The sequence below is a fragment of the Lentimicrobium sp. S6 genome (assembly GCF_013166635.1).
Taxonomy (GTDB): domain Bacteria; phylum Bacteroidota; class Bacteroidia; order Bacteroidales; family UBA12170; genus UBA12170.
This window is the reverse complement of record NZ_JABKBZ010000072.1, coordinates 1-24,749: the sequence shown is the minus strand read 5'-3', so window position 1 is coordinate 24,749 and position 24,749 is coordinate 1. Positions and strand designations below refer to the sequence as shown.

The window sequence follows — 24,749 nt, the reverse complement described above, 5'->3', positions numbered from 1 at the left end:
TATTTCAGGCAATATTATCACTATTGATGCCATGGGAACTCAAACTGATATCGCCGATAAAATTAAAGAAAGTGAAGCAGACTATATTTTAGCTGTTAAAGGAAATCAAGAACAATTATTAGAGCAAATAAAAGATGAGTTTCGTTTCGCAAAACAAATAGAAACCCATGAGAATATTGACATAGGCCATGGCAGAATTGAAACAAGGAAATGCAGTGTAATCACAGATTTTAAATTTATAGAAAACGAAGATAACAAATGGAATAAATTAACTCAGATAGTTAAATTAGAGTCAATTAGAGAGTTTAAAATTAGCGACAAACAAACAGAGAAAGCAATCCGTTATTATATTACCAGTAAAAATGATGTAGCTAAAAACTATCAGAATTATATCCGTTCGCATTGGGGAGTTGAGAATAAATTACACTGGACTTTAGATGTAGCATTCTCAGAAGATGCATCACGAAAAAGAAATAAAAACGCTGCTCAAAACTATTCTGTACTTCTCAAAATAGCATTGAATTTATTGAAAAATGAAAAATCAGAAAAGCAAGGGATAGCTGGGAAAAGGCTTAAGGCCGGATGGAATGAAGACTACTTACTAAAGGTGCTTGATATAAAAGTGTGAGTTTGCTCTGAGGAAATCATCCACTTACAACATCAATTGACTTATATGGATTCTCTAAAGGTTCTGCTTATGAGCGATTGTGCCAATTTGGATGGAGAGCTGGCCAAAAATTTGAATCAGTTGAACGAGAGCCAGAATGTTATTTTTGCAAAAATCCGAGATTTTGAATCTGCCCTTCAGTTTAATAAAAACATAGAAGTGATGGATGGTTTTATCGCCCAGCATCAATCCAAATCAAAATTATTGTCTCTATATATGATGATATGAATAGCGATTGGCTTGGGTTTAAGAATCCTATATATCATTTTTAAATAGCAATTAAAGTATACTAATTAAAAAAATAGGTTTTGATAAGCGATTGAATGCATCCGCATACTTCTCGATTATATAATGGTCTTAATCAGAAATAATGGTATCTCATTTAAAAACTAATAATACCTGATATTAGTTTTTAAACAATTCAGAAAGAAGATCTATAACACAGGCCATAAAAAAGAAGAATATTACATTTCACCATTTTTTATATTGATTATATTCTAGGCCTAGAATAATGTTTAAACTGGTGATTAATAATGATTTGTCAATTACAATTTTTACAATCTGAGTTTCAACCTCAGTGCTTAATTCCATAAAGAATGCACCCTTTTTAAACCTGATACCTAAATAGTTTGTAGTTTTAAGCTATTCTTGTTTGCATAAACAACTTGTATGGAAGAACCAAAGAAACACCTCAGAAGGATATTCTTATCTTTGCTCTATAAAACACCAAAAATGAACTTCAAGACTTTCTTCATAATCATCGGGATTCTGGTTTCTATTACTGCCATTCAAGCACAAAAAAAAATAGGCTATATTTTGGAAATGGATTCAGTGATGAAGCATCAATATTTGGGATTATCTTCTTTTCAGAATTTCTCGAATATCTATTCTATGCCTTTTGAATTGCAAAACTTTGCAGATGATATTACCCATCGTGTTTTAGGGAATTCTGACTTTGTTCTTGTTAGATTAGAGGAGACTATCTATCAAAACTATTTATTGGAGGAGTCGAAATTATCCAGAAAAGAGAAAAAGGTTTTTAGAAAAAAATGGTTGGACGAGCTGAAACAAGAATGGGGTTTAGATGGTTTTATTTTGCTTCAATCTGCGCTTTTGGATCCTTATCAGCAAGAAAATATTACTGTGGAAATGGGAAGAATTGGTTTTATTCAGGGAAATAATCAAGCCTTTATCAGAGTTTATCTACAAATGGATGTACAAGTCTTTACTCCAGATAAAGTGATACATATAAAAGCCAAGACTAAATATTTGAAAAAGAAAGGCTTTCCTAGTTTAAGGTCTAAAAACACTCGATTCACTAAAGAGGAATTACTACAAACTGAGGAAGTATATCAATCTCTTATTCAACTACAATTGGAAGAAATAAAAGAAAGCAAAAGCTATATTAAATTTCTAGAAAAACTCTAGAACTGATTGATTCATGACAGCTAAAAGCTACCTTGTTCTATTTGGAAAATAGACTTGAGTTTTTCTTTAGAATCAACATTAGCGATTAAAAGCAGATAATCTCCGTTCTCTATTATTAATTCATGAGCAGGGTTTTTAAACAATACTCCTCTGTGAAATACTCCAAGTAAAACACAATGGTATTTTTGTTGTAAATCATAGAAAATCCAATTATAGTCTTTGCCTATATAGTCGTTTCCTTCTATAATTTTAAACTCCATAATATCAAAATCATATTTTCCTGTATCGGAGGACATAATATCCTCAGTAAGTATGGTTACTTCTGGTTCGAAAATATAACTCGCCACTAATTTGGCTGCAATTTCATTCTGAGTTCGATTATTAAATAATTGCCACAGAAAGCCAATTATGCATTAGGTTTATATTAATAATCATGCAGTTATAGCGGTTTATATCAAAGTAATATTAAGTAAAAGATGTTGTATTATTGCCTTTTCTACTAGTGGATTTCGATAATTAGCCCCTCTATTTCCCCAAATTTCATTGAGTTATCCCGATAACTCTTCATAAATTCGTGTCATATATGAGCTAATTATCTGAAAATGTAGCCTAATACAATGTCATACTGAGGTTATTAGTTAATTTACTAATAAAAAAAGCCATAATTGCCAAACTACTTAAAACAAAGGTGACACCTATATTTTTTCCAATAGGTGTAATGGGGTAACATCACCATAACCGATAGTAGAAATAGTAACCAGAAGGTAGCAGATAGCATTCCAAATATTTTTAATGGAAGAGGCTTCTTTATCGCTTTCTACTATGACTAAAATCACTAATAGTACGAAATACACCAAAAGAATAATGGGATAGATGATTCTCTTTTTCATCTAATATTTAAATTAAGGGCTATGGTTTATGAGCCAAAAGATACAAAATAATCAAATCCTAAGTATTGAATATGATAGGTTTAAAAAACACTTCTTCTTATTGGAAAATTATTTAAGCTCTTCCTTATAAGGAATAGAGGATTGTGCCCCTTTTCTGGTTACAGAAATCGTAGCTGCTTTATTGGCTATAATAATGGAGTTTCTTACCCATAAACCTTCTGATATTCCTTGGGCTAAATAGCCATTAAAAACATCTCCTGCAGCGGTGGAGTCTACTGCAGATACGCGAATACTTGGAACCAAAATAGATTTACCTTCCTTAGAACTATAATAAGCTCCTCTTTGACCCAAAGTAAGGATGACTCCTTTATTCACTTTTTCGAGAAGCATGGTGGAAGCTTTTTTTATAGTAGCATCTGTTTTTGGGTTTACACCTACCAAAAAATGTGTTTCAGATTCATTAGGAGTAATATAATCTACATTCGCCCAGATTTCTTCGTTTAAATACTTAGCAGGCCCTGGGTTTAAAATGGTAGTTACACCATGTTTTTTAGCCATTTGTAAGGAAAACAATACTGTTTCCATGGGGATTTCAAGTTGAACCAAAACCACATCGGCTTTGGCAATCACATCTTCAGCCTTTTTAATATCTTCTATGGAGAGTTTGTGATTGGCACCTGGTGCTACCATAATAGAGTTCTGTCCGCTTACATCACCCACCATAATCAAAGCCACTCCAGAAGGTTCTTTTTCATCAACAAAAATATAGTCTGTAGAAATTTGGTCCTTTTTATAATTCTCAATGGCCTCTCTTCCAAAATCATCATGACCAACTTTAGCTATTAAACTCACCTTTCCTCCTGCTCTAGCTGCAGCAACGGCTTGATTTGCCCCTTTTCCACCAAAGTGAATATTAAAACTAGTTGCTAATCTGCTCTCTCCTGGTACCGGAAGATTTGGTGCACATGCTACCATATCTGTATTTATACTACCTATAACTACAATTTTCCCCATAAGGCTTTATTTTATTTCCTTTGTAAAAATACTTTAATATGATTCACTTCTCTATCGCAATACTTGTCCATATTTTTCCTAGAGACTAAATATTTGCTCAACTTCTGACTGGTAGATACCATTGGAATATCGTTGATACTGATGACTCCAATTACATATTCCGACATTTTATTAAGAGGCTTGAATACGTAAGTTACCAATAACCTTTTATCCTGAAAATAGAGTTCAATGGAAGCTTCCCCTTTTTCATCGAATTGCGAAGGCACCAATTTGGGTTCCAGAAGTAAATCTCCTTTTAAACCTCTTACTCCAAACATTTGGCTCGTCAGACTCAACATCATCCATGCCGAAGAACCAGTTAGCCAGGCATAAGATCCTCTATCTTCTGGCTCGAAACAAGATGGAATACCAGGGAATATTTTTGAATGTCGAGAATTGGTGGATAAATGAAATACATCATCTAAAACTTGATTGGCTTTTTTGGAGAATCCACGCTCATATAAACCATAGGCTAGCATAATATTTTGCTGCATCCATTTGCTACCATGCTCTTTATGCCCATAGGCAAAACCTGAAATACGGCCTACATTTAAATCTAATTCTTTAAATGGTCTACAGATTCTGAGTCCTTTTTTTCCTTTATCTTTCAGTAATTCTTGAACCGCATTTAGTATTAAAGGGACGCGCTCGTCTGAAGCTGCATTATTCATGATAGCCAGGGCTTGTGTGGTTAAGTCAATTTGAGTTTTGTCCTTTTTCACACCATCAATAGCTTGACCGATATTATCATAATGTCCATTATAAAAACCAGCATTATCAGCATATTGCTTCCATTCTTTATCTTGAATGTGAGCAAATATATGAGCCGATTTGGCTTCCAAATCTTCTCTAAGACTTATAACACTAATGCTTACTTTTTTTCCACTAATTTGATGTTCTACAGCGGAGAAATATTTATAAACACAACGTTCTTTATCTTTTATCTGTCGATAATCGAGGCTTTCTTGATCTGCTAAAGTATCAAGCAATGGGAGTATTTCTTTGGCTAATTTTACTTCTGAAATTCCTTTTTCTTCAAGGAGGGTGAGCCATTGAGCCATTAAGCGTAAATTGTTTCCATAAAATGCATGAAAACCAACCGTTTCGCCTCTCTCTCGAGCCATATCATAAGTATCGTTCCAATCGGCGCCTTCCAATTGCAATATATTATGTTCTCCCACAGAATAGAATCCAGAAAGTTGCTGGAGTAATAAATGCTCAAGAACGCTTCCATTATATACTTCCTGCTCTGCATTTAATTGCTGATTGCCTTGGGAAATATCCCATTGTGCATCTATTCCTTTGCTTCGATAGATATATTGGTCTTTCCAATAACAGAGGTCTCTCAATAATAAATCGAAGTCACCAGTTTGGTGCATATAAAAGTTGACTACAAATACAGGCCATGCTCCATGATCGCTCCAGGAGCGGGCAACATCATTTCTATCTGCAATAAACTCTCCAGGCTCAGAGCCTATAATAGTGGCATTGGAGCCATCCATTCTAATACCTTTGAAATTGTTTATAATTTCATTTTTAGCACTAATAGGATCTACTAATAAAACAGAAAGTAAATCTTGCCAAAGGTCTCGCCAGCCTCTACCTCCTCTGCCATAGCTAAAGTCTGGCAAAAATGAATTTCCTAATTCTTGATTTGCTTTTACTTGATAGATGACCCATTTGGCCCAATTGTCGAAATTAGAATCGGCTGTCGAGAAACGAATTCTATTGGTATATTTCAGCCAATAAGATTTAGTCTCCTCTATGGCCTGATTTATCTTTTCCTCATCGCCATATTTGGATATCCACTTCTGTGATATTTTATCGTCATCACTGATTCCTTGGATGATGATAAAGCTAGTTTTTTTATTGGGTTTGATTTCAATATCAGAAAAGCGAAATGCACCAATAGCTTCAAAACCATCCACATCTCCAAGTTCATAAGATGGTGCATTTAGCTTTTTGAAAACGGCCTCAGGGTTATCCAAGCTTCCACCCTCCCCTATAAAATCGCTCATCTTCAGCCAAATATGATTGGGTTTATTACCTTCCGCATCGGCACCTAAAACCATATAACTGGTATGATTTGGGGAATGTCCATTTTCATCGTGGACTATATTTGCTTTAATTCTTGTTCCATGCTCCTCTTGAAAGATTCTTTGAAACATGGTGGTTACTTGTCGATGATCGCGAACATTATCGGCATGTCGGCCAAAGAGTGGAAGGGAATAAGTAAGATCAAAAGTTTTGGCTACCGTATCATTATTCTCTACTTCAATATGTATGAGCTCTACTTTGTCGTCTGTAGAAGGAATAAATACCTTCAAGGTACAGGCCAATTTGAGCACTTTATTTCTTCGTGTTACTGCAAATAAACCAGGTTGAGCATTTACTTCGGATTCATCAGGATTTAGCGTCCATTTGTTGGCTTTTTGCCAAGCAGATACTCCTGTTGCAGACCAAGGTTTTTCACCTTTTAAGCTAATCCAGCAATTTCTAGAAGCTACGGTTTTGCTAATATCCTCAGTCACTAGAGGAGGGTTTAAATAATGACTAAATGAGGAGCAAATATCTCCTTTTAAATCTGGGCTTACCCAAGACTTCATTCCGGCAGAATTCATCAAAGGGAAATATAACCTTGATAAATAATCGGCCTCAGGTGCTATAAATGCACCACTTTCATTATCGCTAAATGTCCATAATGGCCCTTGTTCTATCCTAGCTAATTTACCCCCAAAGGTTTTTTTCTTCATCTTTTTTTCCTCCAATAAAAAAGGAATATTTGCCGAGGCCTTATTCCCAATCGCATCACCTATATAGAAATGGTATTTATATACCAAAATGATGACGCATCAAATTTAAGGATATCTAATGATATTATTGGTATGAACGAAGACGATTATTCCATGTTTTCTGCTTTTTTTAATCTTCTTCAACAAAATCTATCTTTTCTCTTCTGGCTTCTAAATCTTTTTGCATGATTAAACATGTTTTATGATCGATGCTATAAAAGAAGAGTAAAATAGCCGTGGACATATAGAGAATACCTGGAAAAACAGAAATCATTAGTTTGATTCCAGTAATTGAACTTACCGTTTGCTCCACATTGGGTTCAAAATGGTAGATGGCCAAAATCCAACCAGCCAAAGCTCCACCAATTCCCCAACCTGCTTTTTGCGCAAAAGTAGCTGCAGAAAACACCAAACCTGTTGATCTTCTTCCAGTTTTCCATTCAGAATAATCTGCGGTATCTGCTAGCATAGTCCATAATAAAGGCACTGCAGGTGCATAGGTCATTTTTGCTAGTATATTTAAAACATATATGCTGATTATATTATCGTTTCCAGGAATATAAAGCAGCATAAAGAACATTCCCGATATTAAAGAGCTGGCTAAGAACACATTTCTTTTACCAAAACGCTTGGCTAATGGTTTAGAGAAGGGGATGGCAACGATTAAAGCAATGGTTCCAATGACATTGAATAATTGCACATCAGATTCATTTCCGATATAGTATTTAAAATAGTAGGCAATCGTAAGGTTTTGCATGGCAAACATCACAAAAGAAATGATTCCCACGAAAAACAGAATAACCCATGGTTTGTTCTTAAAAAGATTCTTTAAATCCTCTTTGAGATTTTGTTTCTGACCTTTGGGTGGTTTCACTCTTTCTTTGGTGGTTTTGAAAGTAATCATGAATAAGGCAAAACTGATGAAGGCAAATAGGGTTAAAGTATATTGATAACCTAAAGCAGTATCACCTTGCCCAAAATACAAGGCCAAAGTAAGTGCTGTACCAGTAACCACAAGCTGACCTATAAATGCAAAAATAAAGCGATAAGAGTTCAAACCTGCTCTTTCATAAGAATCAGAGGTCATTACTGCACCTAAAGAGGAGTAAGGTAGATTGATGGCGGTAAAAACGGTCATCAATAGGAAATAAGTCACCCCTGCATATATCACCTTACCTGTTGGGCCTAAATCCGGGGTGGAGAATGTCAAAACCGCCAATACGCTATATGGTAAGGCCATCCACAAAATATAGGGACGAAACTTGCCCCAACGGGTATTGGTTCTATCGGCAATAATGCCCATAAGTGGATCACTAATCATGTCCCAAACTCTAGCAATTAACATAATAGTTCCTGCTGCTGCTGCAGAAATACCAAAGGTATCTGTATAAAAAATGAGGATCCAAAAACCCACCATATCCCATACAAAATGAGAAGCAGTATCTCCTAATCCATATCCAATTTTTTCTTTTAATGATAATTTTGTTCCCATGTTTTTAATGCTTCTTGGTTTGACTCAAATAACTTTCTTTTACGGTAAAAAAAGCCAACTTCTTATTTCTATTGATATCTAGAATTCCCCAATATTCTTCATTTGGACTGCCATCATAGGGTATACCACTGCTATTTGGCGCCCATCCTCCGGGATCGTATTGCTCGTTATTTCCTGCTTTCCATAACTCATCTATAAAAGCAAAAAGAGTGACTCCTGAGCATATTTCTTGATTTCTAAATGTAGCTTCTAGTATTTTTGCTGTGGCATCAGCTTGGGCTTGCTCATTAATACCTGCTTCATAACCTGGCTTTTCTACAGTCATATAACTATCTGCACCAGCTTCTGAAAGATACATGGGCTTAGAGCTTATGGCCTTCCATTCTCCAAAAATGCTTTCTGGATTGTCCCAACGATAAACATTCATTCCCCAAACATCGATATTGGGGCAAGTGGCCAAAGCTAAAGAGTCAGGTAATTCCCCATGGGCTGTTGCAACAGGATGATTTGGATCCTGCTGATGAATGAGATCTGCTGCCGTATTTAAAGCAATATACCAGTTTATCATATCTCCTTCGAACCATTCAGGATGGTAATTATACTCATTTCCCAATTCCCATAATAAGATGGCGGGATGTGCTTTATACTTTTCAATATAGTCGATAAATGACCCTGAAAGAATATCAAAATATCCCTCTTGATTATAGCCAAATCCAATGATTACTTTTATTCCTGCTTCATGAATTTCATCTAACACCTTTTTGTCATCCAGCGGAGCATATAGCCTTATGGTATTGATACCAGCTTCTTTCATTAAGGATAAATCTTCCGACAAATGACCGAAATCTCTATGATTGCTTCCTTTAGGTACTGGGTGATAGCAAATACCTTTGATGAGGTAAGACTCCTCATTCACTAATATTTTATTTCCTGAAATCTTTATTGCATCATCTGTCATTTGGTTATTACAGGAAGCCAAGACGATAGTCATGAATAGGATTATAAAAGTTCTCATCATTTTAGTTTTTATCCTTATTTAAAGATGGAATCATTAGGGTTTGTATGGCTTGAGCACTAATTTGAATGTCAACCGAATCTTCACCAAGCATTAAATGAATGCTTTTGGCTTCTGTTTCCATATTTAAAAGTACTATGGCAATAGTTCCATCTGGGTTTTGTGCTGCTGTCATCATCAAGTTTTCGTCAGTGTTTTCAAAACCAATACGAACGGCATCGGGGCGAATAAACCGACTAAAATGAGCCATGGTGTGATAGAGCGGGGTGAAGTATACCTCATCTTTTTCGGGGTCGACAATGACTGGAGCTGTACACCAATTCTTAAACCAATTAGGACCTCCTTGTCTATCTAAAACCATATTCCAGTCTACCCAACCATCTACCCAGTTGTTCATGCAACCAATAATATCACGAGCATATCTGTAGACTGGAACGTATTTAGGATGGTGGTGTTTTTGCTCTTCAGAAGCCCAATCCCATCCCCAATCGGTGGCTTCTTTTGACCAATACCAAGCATCATCTTTCCAATGTGGTACTTCTGCATCTACACAAGCTTCTGATTGAATAAGATATTTATTGGGTGCTAATTCATGAGTCAGATTCAAAGATTTAGGGAAATAATTAAAAGTGCTGGCATACCAATGAATGGCAAAGCCATCGAAGTATTCTGATGAAGCTTCGTCTTTATAGATGGTTTCGGCCCACTCGATTAACTCGTCTCCACGATTTTGATCGTAGGCTAGAATTTTCACATCATGACCCTCCTCTTTTAATTTTGGGCCCATATAATTGTTTACAAAGTCTAGCATTTCTTCTGCTGAGAAATGCATACTTTCCCAGTTATTTCCATTTCCAAGAGGTTCGTTTTCTACAGTGAGACCCCAGATTTCTATTCCTTCTTTTTCATAAGCCTTTATGTATTTTGAGAAGAATAGGGCCCAAGTATCATAATATTCTGGCAATAATTTTCCACCCACATAGCTGTCATTGTCTTTCATCCAAGGTGGGGCGGTCCATGGAGAAGAGATGATTTTGAAACCATCCTCAGAAATAGCCATGGCTTCTTTAATCATGGGGATGATATCGTCGCGATCTTCTTCTATGGAGAAACTTTTGAGTTCTTTATCACCTTTTAGAGGAGCATAGGAATAATTAGATATAGAAAAGTCGCAGGAGTTAATATGAGTACGAGTTAATGAGTATTTAGCACCTTCTGATCCAAAATAAGCTTCTAATATAAGTTCTCTATTTTCCTTGCTAAGCTGATTGAGTAAATAGGCAGAAGATTCAGTAAATGAGCCTCCAAAACCAGTGATGGTTTGAAATTTATTTTGCGGCAATATCTTAATATTTATGGCTTCTTTGTTTTCTACAAACTCAGTACGTTTTGTGAGTTGATTTCCACTTGCTGAGGTTTCGTATACCTCCACGGCTAACTTGTTGGAGTCAACTTGACAACTGGATAAAGCCATAATAATAAGGAGTTTTAAAGTGAGTTTTATAGCTTTCATAATTCCTGATTTTATTTTCCTTTAATGAGATACTTTTCCACGACGTGCAATTAAGGCTTGTCGTATTTCATGGGCTTTTCCTTCTGTAATATCATATTTCCAAACTATCACTATGGCCATAAGAGCTGTAAGTATAGGAATAATAATATCAGCAATTCTAAGGTTGGTTAAAGTGTCCACTGTTTGTTGATCTACAGATTGGTCGAAACCCACAAAAGACAAAACAATACCACTTGTAAGTAGCGCCAATGCTGTTCCTAATTTTACCATCCACCAGTAAACTGCTCCAAACATTCCTTCCCTACGTTCACCATTATTTAATTCATCTAAATCACAAACATCAGCTGTCATTGACATCATCAAGGTAAACAAACCACCTATTCCAAAAGATAGGAAAGGGATAGGCATAAACATTAACCAGGGATTTTCTGGGTTGAATCCCCACCATTTTAAGCCATAACCAATAATAGAAATTAGTGTTGCGATAATGAAAGCATTTTTCTTTCCCATCTTTTCAGAGATTTTAGTGACAATAGGAATGACGAGTACAGCAGTAGCAATTGCACTTATGGTTCCGAACCATGCAGGCCAAGTTCCAGATGCTACTTTATCACCATCAAAGAGATAGTAAACAATAATAAACATGGCAAATTGAGCGACTGTTTGGAAGCCATTAAAAATTAAGAATGTAGCTCCACAAAGCTTCATGAAGGGTTTGTTTTTAAGGGTCAATTTTATCCCTTTTACAAATTCTTTGGTGTTTGCTGCTAAATCTTTCATTGATAAATTCACCATTTTACTGTCATCTGGAGCAACTCTTTCTTTGTTGAAAAGAGCAGGTAAGATTCCAAGTATCATGCAGGCTCCACCAACCATAATAGATAGTATTCTTGCACCTTCGGGAGCAGATTCAAATATAGTTGGATCATAGATAATCACCCAAAACCATGGAGCAATCATCCAGGCAATTTGTCCCATCCATTGCGAAACAGCCATTAATCTAGTACGCTCATTATAATCGGGAGTCATCTCATAACCCAATCCAATTAATGGCGTAGCAAAAATGGTATAACCGATATAGAAAAATACGGAAACAATTAAAAAGTAAAAGAAATTATAGGTCTGAGAATTCTCAGGGTTTAATTGCCACATGATCATAAATGCCACTCCAGTAATCACACTTCCTATGAAAATATAAGGTTTTCTTCTTCCCCATTTCGATTTGGTATTATCTGAAATAAAACCCATAATAGGATCGGTAAGTGCATCTAAAAGCCTTGGAAGAGCACCCAGCAAACCTGCTAATATTGGATTCATATTTAATGACATCACCAGCACCACCATAAACACTCCTAATGCTGCTGGAAATAACTGATTTGCTAGATGTCCTGAACCGAATGCTAGTTTTTGTCCAAAGGGGACTATGTCTTCTTTTGCTGTTTTAAAATGTGCCATAGGATTAGTTTTACGAGTTTATTATTATAGTTTATTGCATCACTTTTTTAGGTTTTCTATCAACCGTATATAAGCCCCAATGTTTTTCGGCTCCCATCATATTTCCAGGTTCTCCTTTCCAATCTTCGTCAAAAGCCTCGAACCAAAAAGAGGTGATATTCATCTCCTTAGACCATTGCATGAATTCTTGATAATACTGTAATTGCTTTTCTTCACTAGCACGCTCCCCAAATTCTGTAGCTATGGTAGCCCAACCTGCTTCAGTTATTACTATTCTGGCATTAGGTAGTGTTTTTCTAACTTCATTATAATTCTCTATGGTAAAGGACAAGCCTTCGTTGATGTCTTTCCCTTCCCAGACAGGATAAATATGTAGAGAAACAAAGTCGACAGCCTTAGCTAACTCTATACCATGCTCTGCCCACCACTTGTAATTATCGGCTACCGTCACCAACTGTGGAACCGACTTCTTTACTCTTTTTACATAGGAAATAATGGTATCCGTTGCTACTTTATGATCATTCCAATCCACTAAGGCTTCGTTTCCGACGTTGATGGCAATAATGATGTCTTGGTATTTATCAGCCAAAGCAATGGCCTTTTCAATTTCTAAAAGATTGAGCTCTTTATTTGCTGCCAGCTCTTCTTCAGGAATGGGTTCTGTTAACCAAGAACAGGTTTCGTGGGCACTCAATTCGGCTTGAAGCCAAATGCCCAGCATCACTTTGATATCAATATTATTCTCCTTGATAACTCGCAAGGTCAGTTCTGAATTCTCGCCACTATCATATAATCGAATTAAATGAAAATCGGCTTGCTCAGAAATGATTTTCAGGTCCTCAAGAACCTCCTCATAACTTGGGTTTACAGCGCCATCGCCTCTGTCTGGATGTTGTCCACTCCTAAAGCCAGAATAGCAAACAGCTTTTGAAGTTCCCATTAGGAGAGCCTTTGTAGTTTGTTTAGTCATTATAGTTGAGTGCTTAGATTCGCTCATATTTTGTTGGTTTTGCTTGTGTTCGGTCTTACATGAAAATAGCGCTAATAAGCTGATTAATAAAATGATTTGTGTTCTCATGATTCTTCCTATTATTGCTGTTTTCATTTGTTTGTTATTTATTCTGCTCAAATTTTGCAAGAGCTGTTGTAAAGGTCATTGAGCTTGTCGAAATGGCCATAGTGACTATGGATTTTATTTGTCGCTTCGACAAGCTCAACGACCTCAGCTTAATCGGATTTGCAATCCGATTGTTATCTATATGCGGATTACAAATCCGCATAAGCTTGTCCTTATTTTTTAATATTTCAATTTTTCATCAGTATTCCAAAGTCCCCAAAATGGTCCCACATCACCTTCAGAATCTATTTTCCAAGATTCATCGAATGAAGAGAAATAGAATAAGTCAATATCATCTTCTCTTGACCATGCCTGTGCATTCAGATAATAAATCAAAGCATTGATTTTGGAGGGCTGTGCACCATGAAGCTTTTCTCCTTCGTTGGGCCATCCTGTTTCGGTGATGATTACCTTTTTACCTTTAGCTACTTTTTTAGCTCTGGCATACATATCCTTCATATAAAGTAAGGAATAATCTATGCTACAGCCTTCCCAAAAAGGATAACAATTGGCTAAAATCACATCACAAGCATATGCAATTTGAGGATGGTTTTCAAACTCGTAATACGCGTCAACATATCCCACTGAAATCTCTGGAATTTCTTGTTTTACTCTATTGATATAATCTAAAAGTTCTGTTTCTGTTAAGTCTCCTCTATACAAGACTTCATTTCCAACCACAGCAATATCAACATGGCCCTCTTTAGCCATTTCAATAAGCTTTGTTATTTCCTTTTCGTTTACTTCTTTATCTTCCCCTAACCATGCGCCTACTAGGGTTTTTAGTCCCATTTCATGCGCTATTTGAGGAATCATTTCGTTGCCTTCGGTACAAGAAAAGGATCTGACCCACTTGGTATGAGGCTGAATAATTTCTAATCGTCTACGAATTTGTTCTTCGCTCAATTGATCACCAGGTTTTTGCCCGTTTACATAAGGACTAAAACACATACCATGCATAGGATCCTTTAGACTCTCATGAAATAAAGAAATGATTTCTTCTTCTGTTTTGTGTAGGGCATTTACACCTGTTAAGGCCCATATTTTTTTGCTATTAAATGACATTATTATTCTATTTAAAAAATACTTCTATTAACTTAATATCGCCAGTTCTTTTAAAAACCAATTGGCTGTTCTCTTTGCTTATTTCATCACCTTTTATGGATTCCATAATACCATTATCAAAAGTGATATCTATCTTTTGTTCTGTATTAAAACTATAAACCACAGGAACTTGACAGAAGGTGAAAGCAATTTGATTTTTATTTAACTCTAAAGAGGAGGTTTCTCCATCTAAGCTCAAAAATTCAAAGGATTGCTTATCTTTTAATATCTCCTCATCGTTTAATAAGGAAGGATTAAATACCATTTTTCCCTCTTCTATAAGAACACCCATTTCGCCAATTCTAGAAATAAAATCTTCTTTCACTTGGCCTGTTAATCCGGGTTGTTTTACTCCAGCATTTAGTGGGGTATGAGAGTAAGCATCGGTAGGAAATGCTCCGTATAATTCTGGAGATTTATATAAACCAATACCGGCTTTAATTTCATAATAATGCTGCTTTAATTCCCCAATGGTTTCTTTATCTTCACCATCCTCAAGAGCTTTCATATAGCATTCCTGAGTAGCCAATAATAACTTTGAAACCATGTGCCAATAAATGGATCCTAAGCCCTCGTATCCATAAAAAGTACCAGATCTTCCGGTAAAGGATTTATGGTCAAATATTTTCTCATAAATACCTAAAATGAATTCTTTCTCCTCCTCAACCAAATGACCATAATTACCAATCCTCAAATTATTCAAGGCATGATCGAGTGCTTCAGCATTTCTAAAAGCACTATTGAAGTGGTAATTATTTAGGTCATCAACTTTGATGATGGAGGTTTCTTGATTCTCTACCAGTTTCTTTAGTAATACTGACTGTTCCACCATCACTTGTGGAATATTATTTTTTTCGTTAAATCGAGGAAGTTCTCGATTAGGATATAGCATATAGCTATATTGGTCTTTTCTATAAATGGCGCTTTTCTTCAAAGCATTGAGCACTTTTAAACTCTCTTTTACAGATAGAAGTCCTGAACTCAAAATGGCTACTTGTCCTTCCAACATCTCATAAAGGTTTCTGACAGAAATAGAATCCTCATGGAAAGTGATGAGATTATAAGCATGATATAAACCATCCTCTCGTTCATTCTTTTTGATGCTTTGATCGATATGTTTTAAACATACTTCACAAAAAGAACTCATTTCTTTTGTAGAAATCTTCTTTCGTTCGCCAGAAAATGAGAATTGATAAATCTCGCCTCTGAATTTACTATGGGCTTCACCCAAAGCATCAGTCATCTTCTTCCTGTCCTGATCCTTAAAGCCATTTTCTAAAACTGCTTGTCCTTCATCAAAAACTTGATGGATACTGCTAAATAATCTGGCTAATTCTTCCGAAACACTGATGCTTTCATGTTTAGAATCCTCAAATTTACCTTTCCAAAATTTCAAGAATCTTCTGAGGTGATATAGGGTAACCATTGAAGTTCCATTGCCTACCAAGGCATTATTGGCATCGTTCCATTCTGGGCGTTGTGTATTCAACCAGATACCAGCCTCAGGAATGAAATTACTCATTTTTGAAAGCAAGGTGGCTAATATCTTTTCGGTAAAGTTTACTTTGTAAATCTGAGAATCTGATTTGGATTTCAATAATTTAGCATCGGCACCCAAATATTCTACTTCTGCATTTATTTTTTCATTGAGTTCTTTATTAAATAAAACCGTGTCTTTTGGATTTTTTACAATTTCCTCATAAGGTTTTATTTGGTAGGGAACATTGGCATAGGTGAAGATTTCGCTGGTGAGCATTTCATCTAGTTTTCCAGGATGGAAATTATTCGAAAGCTCCAATAGCTTTTGTAAGTAGATGATTTGATGATCGCCCCAATAGCCAATATACGCCCAAGGATCATCCGGATTTGGAGATTCCCAATCTATGCCATCGCGCATAATACGATAGGGGTTATAACCATCAATGGTGGAGGCGTTTACAAATTTACTGATGATACCTTCAATAAACTCTGGGAAAGAATAGGTGAGCGCTTCCCAGTTTTGAAAAATATCGCGCCAGTTGCCTTGATAGTTATATTTAATACTACCATCCTCATTTTGGGTCTCCACTGAAAACTGATTCCATGGGCGACTAGGATCACCATGACGTCGGCTAAAGGTTAGCGGAAGGTATTCGTTGACGATTCTCAACAAATCAGCATTGTTTAATTCCTCTGCCTTTGCTAATAAATCTAAATATGAAATATCGTCTGCCAAACTTTCGAGCCAGGACTGATGTTCCTTAAAAAGCAATTTATTGATTTGCCATAAATACTGCTTGAAATCATTTGCCTTTACCATATAATTATTGATAAAAACTCCTCCACGCATAATATTAAATAGGGTATTGGAATAATGACGTGCCCAACATAAATCGGTATTGGTCATCTGAAAACCATCTGCATACGACACCATCTTCTTAAGGTTTTGGGTTCCCTTATTGATGTCCTCAAATATTAAATCCTCAATAGAGGTGCCGCTGCAAATAATTTGTTTCAAATTTGATACTTGAGTAGTATCGAGATTGATCTCAGCAATGGTAAACCAATCCTTCTTTGTATTTTGTTCTAATTCTATTTCATCATTTATAAAATAGGCTCCTCTGGACGCTCTGATATCGAATTCCGATTCCAGTTTTAATCCCTTTTTAAATTTAGAAATCTGCTTATCCGAAACTAGGATCGTGCTTTTCTTGCTAGATCCAAATGACCAAACAGCGGTAGCTTTTAAAGCTTCACTGGGTTCTGCTCTATCCACAGGAATGGAGCTCAGCATGAATAAGCCAAGCGTACTACCTTCAATCAATTCATTTTTCTTATAAGCATCCAAAAGATTGCTGTATGCATTTTGGAAATCATAATCTACACCATAGGGGAGTATGTTTCGCAATCCATCCAGAACTTTAACTTTTACATTTTCTTTATCATGATTAAACAAAGTGGATCTTTTCACAAAGCCAAATTGCTCACTATTATACCATCCATATTGAAAACTAAGTCCTAAATCATGATTTATCTCTTCAAAAATGAGACTGTTCCCATAAATGCTCTTGTATAGGTTTCTGCTTATATTATAGAATTTTGGTGATTCGTCGGTAAAAGGTTCCCACAGAGAATTACGATTGTTTTTCTCCACCAAGAAATAGGATCTACTTCCTGTTATGCCTTTATAATCATGAATTTTATCATCGGTATAATAGGGGAATAAGGAACTATTCCTGTCTTTTCTTCCAGCTGACAATGAGCCATTGCTAGATATAAACATCCAATGATCGGAATTACTCACTATGCTGATAAAGAAATCTGGCATTTCGTGATAATTCTGAATTTGGTAATATTTCTCACCGTCAATTTCTACAAATTGACCAGAAACATTTCCTTTGTTAGATGTTATTTCACTGTTTCCGATATATATTTTATCCATATCGATTTTATTTTTCTGGATTTTTAATATGATTTCTTAATTGTTATTCTTTAACCAATTGTTTTTCTAATTCTTCCAAAGACTTTCCTTTAGTTTCAGGTACTGCTTTTAATACAAATAGTAAACCTGCTATGGCAAACAAGCCATAGATAAGGAAGGTGATGGAGCTACCTAATACTTCTAATTCCCAAGGAAAAACCAATTGAACCAAGAAGCTGGTCATGGAATTTAAAAAGCCCACAAACGATATGGCAATAGCTCTAATGGCATTGGGAAATAATTCGGAGAATAAAACCCACATCACAGGCCCTATGGAAACCGCGAAGGAAGCCACAAAGGCTATAATGCCAAATAGAATAAAATTGGCATTCAATTGTATGGAAGATTGCATGATTTGACTTTCTGATTTTTCGAAAGTCTTGGCATCAATAATATGTAATAATGCTTCTTTAAATTCCTCCTCCGATTGATAATTTACACCTAATATTTTATCAAATTTCTGAGTAGAGATATTCTCCTTAGTCATTTCTGTTAATGTCTTTTCTGTAATGGTATATTCTGCGGTGGAAAACCCATAAGATAATACCAACATGGAGATGGCAATACCCAACATACCAAATATCAATAATGGTTTACGTCCAAATTTATCAATCATTCCTATGGCAACAATGGTAAATACGAGATTGGTGAGTCCAACGAGAATGGCTTGAGAGAATGCGGCATCGGTTCCTAAACCTGTTTGTTCAAATATCATAGGTGCATAGAAGAATACAGAGTTGATTCCAGTTATTTGTTGCAGAACTGCAAGAACCACCCCTATCATTAATACGGTACGTACTGAGGGTTTAAAAATATCCGTCAGTTTTGCTTTAGCCTTGTTTTTATCAGCATGAAGACTTTCTTTTATCACTTTTAGGTCTTGGTGGGCTTGCACAGATCCAACAGATGCTTCCATTATTCTAATGGCATCTTCCTCTTTTCCTTTCATAATTAACCATCTTGGGCTACGCGGAACTATGAAGAGGGCAAAAAAGTAAATAATAGCAGGTAGTGCTTCTAAACCCAGCATCCAACGCCAGTTATATGCATCAAATTGCAAGGCTTGTGCCCATGAGGCATCAGATTTGCCCCATTGTAAAATCAGATAATTAGTAAAAAATGCAGCAGAAATACCAATCACAATGTTTAATTGATTGAAAGATACCAAACGGCCGCGCATGTGTGGAGGAGCGGTTTCGGCAATATACATAGGGGCAATAATTAGGGAAGCTCCAACTCCAAAACCACCAATCATTCTAGCGACCACTAAAAACCAGAAGCTGGGAGCCAGAGCAGAAAGAATAGCAGATAAAGCATAGATGGCAGCTGCAAAGGAAAGAATCTTCTTCCTTCCGTATCTATCGCTTAAAGGACCAACAAGCATCATGGCTAAAGTCGCAGTAAGGGTAAGGGAACTAACAGCCCATCCTAATTCTAATTTAGTTAAGCCGAACTCTGGTTCAATGAATTTGACTACTCCAGAAATAACCGAAGCATCGAACCCCATTAAAAAGCCACCAAGGGCTACAATAAGAGAGATTAAAACTACATTTCCACTTTTTTGCTTCATATGTCCTTTATTTCCGATAGATTTTTTAGTTAAATTGCTAACAAATCTAAAGAATTTGTTTTGAATGAGGATGTGAAAGAGGGGTTATCTAAAAAAGCAATTCTCTGTTCATTAGGCGGACCGATTTGAATACTTAAAAATATTCAAATCGCAAAACAACCAAAGTGCTTTTTAGACATCCCCACGATTTCAAATAATTATCAAATTATCTTTAATGTTTAATGAATTTTGAATGATAAATTTTACCATCATTATTCTGAGAATAAACAAAATATACTCCTTTTGAAAGTTTACTTATGTTTATTGTTAAATCTGATGAAAATGATTCAAAAACCACATTCCCTGTAATTGAATATAACTTAACATCGCTGCTTCCAATTGGAAGATTGATGAAATTTAAAGCTGGATTAGGATATACTGCAAATTCAACTTGCTCTAATTCGTCAATAGAAACTCCGTTTGCTAGAAATTCAACATCATCCCAAAAATAAGTTTGCTCACCTGCCTCTGCTCCAGTAATACCGAAGTTGAAGAAAATACTGGCCTTATTATAGTTATAATCGAAGTTGATTGCAGCAGTACCTGTAGCTTCATTGCTAAAATCGAAAACTAAAACTTCCCATGCTTCTGCTACGGTTGTTAAAGCTTCTGTTTCAACAGACATGGTTGGCTCATTGGCATCCTCTACTTTTAGTCTAACTGGAATTCCAGCTTCTGGAGACCAAACAGCAACAGACATATAAGTTAAATCTGAAGTAAATGGAATTGGATTTGCAAATCCTGCATTACCACCAACAGTTGTTCCTGCCCATAATTCAGCTCCATCAGTTTTAATGGATTGAACAATCATATTTCCTGCATTATTAGGGTCTTCAATAATTGATGATGCATTTCCGCCAAAATCAATTAAACCATAGTTAAGTTCTGCATCATCAAAAGTAATAGGAAGGTCGATTTGAGTTGGAGGAGGTCCATTTTGAAAAGCAGGTCCTTCTATATCATCAATATAAAAAGTGCTTTCCACTGAAGAATTAATATCAAAGAAAATAACTATTTTATTATAAATTCCAGTTTCTCCATCAGGAAAGTCATAACTCAGTTGGACCCATTCTCCAGTAGTGGTTACATCAACAGCTACTTCTGTAAATGCTCCATCAGCTGATTCAAGTTTTAATAAGGTTTGACAAGCAATAGGAAAATGCCCTTTAACTTGAAAAGTTGTTCCAGTTGTAAAGTCAATAGTACCATCTAATTCCAAAAACATATGAGCCCATTGTTCTCCAGATCTTACCCATTCACCTACATTTGCGCTAGTATTAATGCCACTGGCATCGGGGTTTGCTATTAAGTTGGCAACATTTGGCCAACCAGCTACTGTTACATTTTGATTCGCATCAAAATCATTATAAATATACTGTGCATTAACTGTGATAATGCCAATAACTAAAGCTAAAATTGTAAAGATTTGTTTCATAATATTTAGTTTTTTGTTTAATAATTTATTGATTGTTTAATTCTTAAGTTGGAATACTTTTACCTCCTCAACCTCCATCACTTGAGGAAAGGTTTGTTCATCGATACCTTGCACATTTCCCCATGCTCCTCCAACTGCAACATTTAAAAGCAGATAAAAAGGTTTGTCATAAGGCCATTTTGATTCTCCTAGGCCTTCATTTTCATAAGTTAAATAGAGTTGATCGTCCACATAGAATTTCAAAACCTCTGGTGACCATTCCACCTTATAAGTGTGAAATTGTTCATGTACCTTAGAAATGGGAACGGTATTGGTTTTCTGTGAGTTTTTTTGCCATTGATAATCCTTGGAATGTGCTGATGCATGAATCACTCCCAAGTCATGTCCCACATGCTCCATGATGTCAATTTCACCAATATCTGGCCAATTTCCATCATTAAAAGACCATCCTCCGGGCATCATCCAAATGGCAGACCAGGTGCCTCTGGCTTCCGGAAGCTTTGCTCGTACTTCTATTTTACCATATTGCCATGCAACTCTTGACATGAGTCTAGCAGAAGTAAATTCTTTTCCTTCAAACTTTTCTTTTCTAGCTGTAATTTTAAGTTTACCATCCTCTACCCAAGCATTGTCTTTATCCATTTTGGTATAATGCTGTGCCTCATTATTACCCCAGCCGGCAGAGTTTCCTTCAGTATCATAGTCCCATTTTGTGGAATCAGGAAGGCCAGAATAATTAAAATCATCTTGCCATACTAATTTCCATTCACCTTCATTTTTAGATGGAGATTTTGGATTTGAATCACAGTTTGTCATGAGCATTCCTATAATTAATATGACTAGAATTTGTAATACTGTTTTCATCATTTAGTTCTTATAAACTCTGATATAATCTACTTGCATGGTTTGAGGAAATACAGTACTTGCATTTGGTGATCCGGGCCAATTTCCTCCCACCGCCAAATTCAAAATAATGAAGAAATCCTCATGAAATTCACTTAAGCCAGAAGGGGTAATGTCGGCCACAAAATATTGTGAGCCATCCACAAAACCTCTAATGGATTGTTCATCCCACTCCACACTAAACACATGAAAATCATCAGCAAAAATCCCATTGGATAAGCTATAAGATTCACCATAGGAAGCATGCTGACCTGCATTATCCCAATGTATAGTAGAATGAGAGATATTATCTCTATTTGTACCACCCACTAATTCCATAATATCAATTTCTCCACAAGCGGGCCAGCTTACAGAATTAATATTACTTCCTAGCATCCAGAAGGCTGGCCATATCCCTTGGCCATAAGGAAGCTTTATTCTGGCTTCTATCTTACCATATTTGAAATCGAATTTATTCTGAGTAGTGATTCTTGCTGAAGTATAATTTCTTCCGCCATAAACTTCTTCTTTGGCAGTAATGGTTAAGTAGCCATTGCCAACAAGAGCATTGTCTTCTCTGTTGGTATAATTCTGGAGTTCGTTATTTCCCCAGCCTCCTCCGCCAGTTTCCATATTCCAATAACTAGCATCTGGTAAGCCCGTATAATCAAACTCTTCTGACCATATTAAATTAGGTTCTCCTTGGTCATCCTCATCAATTATTATTGATTGTGTGGATGTGAAAACATCTTCACCACGAATAATTTGTAATTCTATTTCATAATCCCCTGCCAAAGGGAAATGAGCCAAATAATCATCTTCATTAGCTATGATTTGATCTCTATACAACCATTTAAACGAGTCAAATTCGCCTTCTGTGGTATTAGTTAAGAGCACATAATTAGGATTACTTTGGGTTGGGGTTGCAGTAAAGCTTGCATTTAAATTAGGAAGATTAGAGTTATCAATAACTATAATATCAGATGCTGTTTTTGTTGTTCCATTATAATTTAAAACTTTTAAACTAACAGTATAATCACCTTTCAATGCATAATGAATTTGAAAGCTTTCTTTTTTATCAGTTGTTGTAATGATGTCCCCATTTCCAAAATCCCACGTTAGTGAGTAATACTCACCAGAGGATGTATTGTTAAAATAAACTGTATTATCATTGATATAATCAAAAGTAAAACCAGCTGTAAAATCTGATTCTTCTTTTTTGTCACATGACATAAAAATTAATGTAGAAAACATTAAAAACAAGCTGAACTTTAATAGAATTTTCATCTGTATTATAGATTTTGTTAGTCAGATGGAACTCTCAATGAATTTAATCATGCTTGCTGGCGAATGATTACAAGCTAAAACCATTGTTCGTTTCAAAAGCTATATTATTAAAAATAAAAGCTTTAGCGGTAAAAACCGCTAAAGCTTATTCATGCTATTGTACAGGTTTCACACTCACAAAAGTGTGGTACCATGCAAATTCACCATCTTGCTCAATTCTAACTTTCAATTGAGTATCAGAAACTTCAATGATATCATAGGTACTTTTACCAACCCACCAACACATGGTTCCATTATCAGAAAGAGTAAAAGCTGTTCCTCTATACCCACCATCTTGAGCAGCCATAGTAGAAGAAGGAGCAAATGTTACTGTTTTAACTCCATAAAGATCTGGAACTACATCAGTATTGTGACATACATCACCTTCAACACCAATGACACCTGCATATGCACCAGGGACAAAGGCTGGACCAGAAACTTGCTCGAAAGTAAGTCCTGTACTTGTTTTTGTAAATACAAATTCAGCATCATACATACATGCTTTATCGGTATCCCAAGCACCAATTTGCCACCAGTTTGGCCAAGTATAATCAAGATTACCATAATCTTCGGTAACAGGACCTAATCCGGCATGACCTAATTGATCAGCAGCCCAATACCAAGATTTTGAGCTTCCACCAGTTAGGAATTCTAAAGCTTCTTCATCTTCGAAACTACTGAATACTTCAACAGGCTCAGTTTTTGTAGATTGAAGTCCTCCGGTTCCAACTGCAGAAACGGTAACATTATAAGTATTAACACCATTTATTGCAAAACGATATTTGATATTACCATCTGCAGCCACTTTTACATCGGTTCCGTCTCCGAAATCATAGGTATAAGTGATGGCATTATTAGCACTGGCAGTGAAGTTTACAAATCCACTACCATCGCCATTTGGGTTTTCAGCATCAACACCTTCAATAACATAAGAAACACTTAGATTTGTAGGTGTAACTAAATCCCCTAGCTCATGTTTGTCTTTATCACATGCTGAGAAAACAAATAGTATTCCAGCAAGAGCCACTATTAAATATTTAAATCTATTTTTCATAATTATCATTTTTAGCGTTTAATAAGTTTGTATCTCCACCAAACACCAGCTCCAGCTTCAATATCAATAATCATTGTACTGGCATCCTGTAATTCAACGATATAAGTTATTGATTCAGGGGCATCATCAGGACTGGTAAGCTCTCCGGTATTATTGGCTTTAGGAATACCTAAAAAGGCTCCAACACCAGATAATGTTATAGTACCAGCTCCTTCGTCATAAGTAAATGTAGCAGCATTTGAGCCATCGTGAGGAGCTACTGGAACTCCACAACCATCCGCCTCAATACCTTGCCAAGCTTCAACCCATGTTTCGGAACCAAGAACATTACTAAAGCTGCCATTTGCTGAGAAAACATATTCGTCGTCGAAGAAACATCCTCTATCACTTACACCAGCATCATCAATAGCCCACCAAGAAATATCTCCTTGTCCTGGACCAACACCTAGCGAACCTG

General features: G+C 36.0%; 20 protein-coding genes. 3 read left to right on the top strand and 17 right to left on the bottom strand.

Annotated elements, in window-relative coordinates:
- The 3 genes from HNS40_RS18265 to HNS40_RS18255 form a co-directional block, all read left to right on the top strand.
- Positions 1-628: ISAs1 family transposase (locus HNS40_RS18265; RefSeq protein ID WP_172283565.1), on the top strand; the 628-nt coding region annotated here is incomplete at its 5' end.
- A gap of 69 nt (positions 629-697) precedes the next feature.
- A complete protein-coding gene (locus HNS40_RS18260; RefSeq protein WP_172283564.1) occupies positions 698-895 on the top strand; it encodes a hypothetical protein in 198 nt (65 codons plus the stop codon).
- Positions 896-1,399: 504 nt separating this feature from the next.
- Positions 1,400-2,095 carry a hypothetical protein gene (locus HNS40_RS18255; protein WP_172283562.1) on the top strand — a complete coding sequence of 232 codons (696 nt, stop codon included), beginning with the start codon at positions 1,400-1,402 and terminating at the stop codon, positions 2,093-2,095.
- A 20-nt stretch (positions 2,096-2,115) separates the two neighbouring features.
- Here HNS40_RS18255 and HNS40_RS18250 read toward each other — a convergent pair whose 3' ends face one another.
- From HNS40_RS18250 to HNS40_RS18170, 17 genes are all read right to left on the bottom strand, one after another.
- Positions 2,116-2,442, bottom strand: coding sequence for a hypothetical protein (locus HNS40_RS18250; RefSeq protein ID WP_172283561.1), 327 nt, complete (start codon positions 2,440-2,442; stop codon positions 2,116-2,118).
- Between the two features lie 348 nt (positions 2,443-2,790).
- A complete protein-coding gene (locus tag HNS40_RS18245) occupies positions 2,791-2,985 on the bottom strand; it encodes a two pore domain potassium channel family protein (RefSeq protein WP_172283559.1) in 195 nt (64 codons plus the stop codon).
- Between the two features lie 108 nt (positions 2,986-3,093).
- The gene (gene rbsK, locus HNS40_RS18240) at positions 3,094-3,999 is read right to left on the bottom strand and encodes a ribokinase (protein WP_172283557.1); all 906 of its coding nucleotides are present in this window, start codon (positions 3,997-3,999) and stop codon (positions 3,094-3,096) included.
- Between the two features lie 11 nt (positions 4,000-4,010).
- Positions 4,011-6,791: a GH36-type glycosyl hydrolase domain-containing protein gene (locus tag HNS40_RS18235; RefSeq protein WP_172283555.1), complete on the bottom strand. Its 2,781-nt coding sequence runs from the start codon at positions 6,789-6,791 to the stop codon at positions 4,011-4,013.
- A 169-nt stretch (positions 6,792-6,960) separates the two neighbouring features.
- Complete coding sequence (locus HNS40_RS18230) at positions 6,961-8,322, bottom strand: MFS transporter (protein WP_172283553.1); 1,362 nt, start codon at positions 8,320-8,322, stop codon at positions 6,961-6,963.
- A gap of 4 nt (positions 8,323-8,326) precedes the next feature.
- The gene (locus HNS40_RS18225; RefSeq protein WP_172283551.1) at positions 8,327-9,337 is read right to left on the bottom strand and encodes a glycoside hydrolase family 2 TIM barrel-domain containing protein; all 1,011 of its coding nucleotides are present in this window, start codon (positions 9,335-9,337) and stop codon (positions 8,327-8,329) included.
- Positions 9,338-9,341: 4 nt separating this feature from the next.
- Positions 9,342-10,850, bottom strand: coding sequence for a glycoside hydrolase family 30 protein (locus HNS40_RS18220; protein ID WP_172283549.1), 1,509 nt, complete (start codon positions 10,848-10,850; stop codon positions 9,342-9,344).
- A gap of 21 nt (positions 10,851-10,871) precedes the next feature.
- Positions 10,872-12,305 (bottom strand): MFS transporter, encoded by a 1,434-nt coding sequence (locus tag HNS40_RS18215; RefSeq protein ID WP_172283547.1) that lies wholly within the window; start codon positions 12,303-12,305, stop codon positions 10,872-10,874.
- 31 nt (positions 12,306-12,336) lie between these two features.
- Complete coding sequence (locus HNS40_RS18210; protein WP_172283545.1) at positions 12,337-13,410, bottom strand: glycosyl hydrolase family 17 protein; 1,074 nt, start codon at positions 13,408-13,410, stop codon at positions 12,337-12,339.
- A gap of 192 nt (positions 13,411-13,602) precedes the next feature.
- Positions 13,603-14,487 carry a glycosyl hydrolase family 17 protein gene (locus HNS40_RS18205; RefSeq protein ID WP_172283543.1) on the bottom strand — a complete coding sequence of 295 codons (885 nt, stop codon included), beginning with the start codon at positions 14,485-14,487 and terminating at the stop codon, positions 13,603-13,605.
- Positions 14,488-14,494: 7 nt separating this feature from the next.
- A complete protein-coding gene (locus HNS40_RS18200) occupies positions 14,495-17,947 on the bottom strand; it encodes a hypothetical protein (protein ID WP_172283541.1) in 3,453 nt (1,150 codons plus the stop codon).
- Between the two features lie 43 nt (positions 17,948-17,990).
- Complete coding sequence (locus HNS40_RS18195; RefSeq protein WP_172283539.1) at positions 17,991-19,556, bottom strand: sugar porter family MFS transporter; 1,566 nt, start codon at positions 19,554-19,556, stop codon at positions 17,991-17,993.
- Positions 19,557-19,767: 211 nt separating this feature from the next.
- Complete coding sequence (locus HNS40_RS18190; protein WP_172283537.1) at positions 19,768-21,030, bottom strand: T9SS type A sorting domain-containing protein; 1,263 nt, start codon at positions 21,028-21,030, stop codon at positions 19,768-19,770.
- A 36-nt stretch (positions 21,031-21,066) separates the two neighbouring features.
- A complete protein-coding gene (locus HNS40_RS18185; RefSeq protein WP_172283535.1) occupies positions 21,067-21,894 on the bottom strand; it encodes a family 16 glycosylhydrolase in 828 nt (275 codons plus the stop codon).
- A gap of 3 nt (positions 21,895-21,897) precedes the next feature.
- Positions 21,898-23,199, bottom strand: a complete 1,302-nt coding sequence (locus HNS40_RS18180) for a family 16 glycosylhydrolase (protein ID WP_172283533.1) — start codon at positions 23,197-23,199, stop codon at positions 21,898-21,900.
- A 154-nt stretch (positions 23,200-23,353) separates the two neighbouring features.
- Positions 23,354-24,292, bottom strand: a complete 939-nt coding sequence (locus HNS40_RS18175; RefSeq protein ID WP_172283531.1) for a hypothetical protein — start codon at positions 24,290-24,292, stop codon at positions 23,354-23,356.
- An 11-nt stretch (positions 24,293-24,303) separates the two neighbouring features.
- Positions 24,304-24,749: hypothetical protein (locus HNS40_RS18170; RefSeq protein WP_216664193.1), on the bottom strand; the 446-nt coding region annotated here is incomplete at its 5' end.

Excerpts from the sequence above, each read along its gene's own strand:
- HNS40_RS18215 (WP_172283547.1), bottom strand. The coding sequence starts at position 12,305 with ATGGCACATTTTAAAACAGCAAAAGAAGACATAGTCCCCTTTGGACAA.
- HNS40_RS18180 (WP_172283533.1), bottom strand. The coding sequence starts at position 23,199 with ATGAAAATTCTATTAAAGTTCAGCTTGTTTTTAATGTTTTCTACATTA.
- HNS40_RS18210 (WP_172283545.1), bottom strand. The coding sequence starts at position 13,410 with ATGAAAACAGCAATAATAGGAAGAATCATGAGAACACAAATCATTTTA.
- HNS40_RS18220 (WP_172283549.1), bottom strand. The coding sequence starts at position 10,850 with ATGAAAGCTATAAAACTCACTTTAAAACTCCTTATTATTATGGCTTTA.
- HNS40_RS18235 (WP_172283555.1), bottom strand. The coding sequence starts at position 6,791 with ATGAAGAAAAAAACCTTTGGGGGTAAATTAGCTAGGATAGAACAAGGG.
- rbsK (WP_172283557.1), bottom strand. The coding sequence starts at position 3,999 with ATGGGGAAAATTGTAGTTATAGGTAGTATAAATACAGATATGGTAGCA.
- HNS40_RS18230 (WP_172283553.1), bottom strand. The coding sequence starts at position 8,322 with ATGGGAACAAAATTATCATTAAAAGAAAAAATTGGATATGGATTAGGA.
- HNS40_RS18260 (WP_172283564.1), top strand. The coding sequence starts at position 698 with ATGAGCGATTGTGCCAATTTGGATGGAGAGCTGGCCAAAAATTTGAAT.
- HNS40_RS18190 (WP_172283537.1), bottom strand. The coding sequence starts at position 21,030 with ATGAAACAAATCTTTACAATTTTAGCTTTAGTTATTGGCATTATCACA.
- HNS40_RS18195 (WP_172283539.1), bottom strand. The coding sequence starts at position 19,556 with ATGAAGCAAAAAAGTGGAAATGTAGTTTTAATCTCTCTTATTGTAGCC.
- HNS40_RS18175 (WP_172283531.1), bottom strand. The coding sequence starts at position 24,292 with ATGAAAAATAGATTTAAATATTTAATAGTGGCTCTTGCTGGAATACTA.
- HNS40_RS18225 (WP_172283551.1), bottom strand. The coding sequence starts at position 9,337 with ATGAGAACTTTTATAATCCTATTCATGACTATCGTCTTGGCTTCCTGT.
- HNS40_RS18205 (WP_172283543.1), bottom strand. The coding sequence starts at position 14,487 with ATGTCATTTAATAGCAAAAAAATATGGGCCTTAACAGGTGTAAATGCC.
- HNS40_RS18255 (WP_172283562.1), top strand. The coding sequence starts at position 1,400 with ATGAACTTCAAGACTTTCTTCATAATCATCGGGATTCTGGTTTCTATT.
- HNS40_RS18185 (WP_172283535.1), bottom strand. The coding sequence starts at position 21,894 with ATGAAAACAGTATTACAAATTCTAGTCATATTAATTATAGGAATGCTC.
- HNS40_RS18245 (WP_172283559.1), bottom strand. The coding sequence starts at position 2,985 with ATGAAAAAGAGAATCATCTATCCCATTATTCTTTTGGTGTATTTCGTA.
- HNS40_RS18200 (WP_172283541.1), bottom strand. The coding sequence starts at position 17,947 with ATGGATAAAATATATATCGGAAACAGTGAAATAACATCTAACAAAGGA.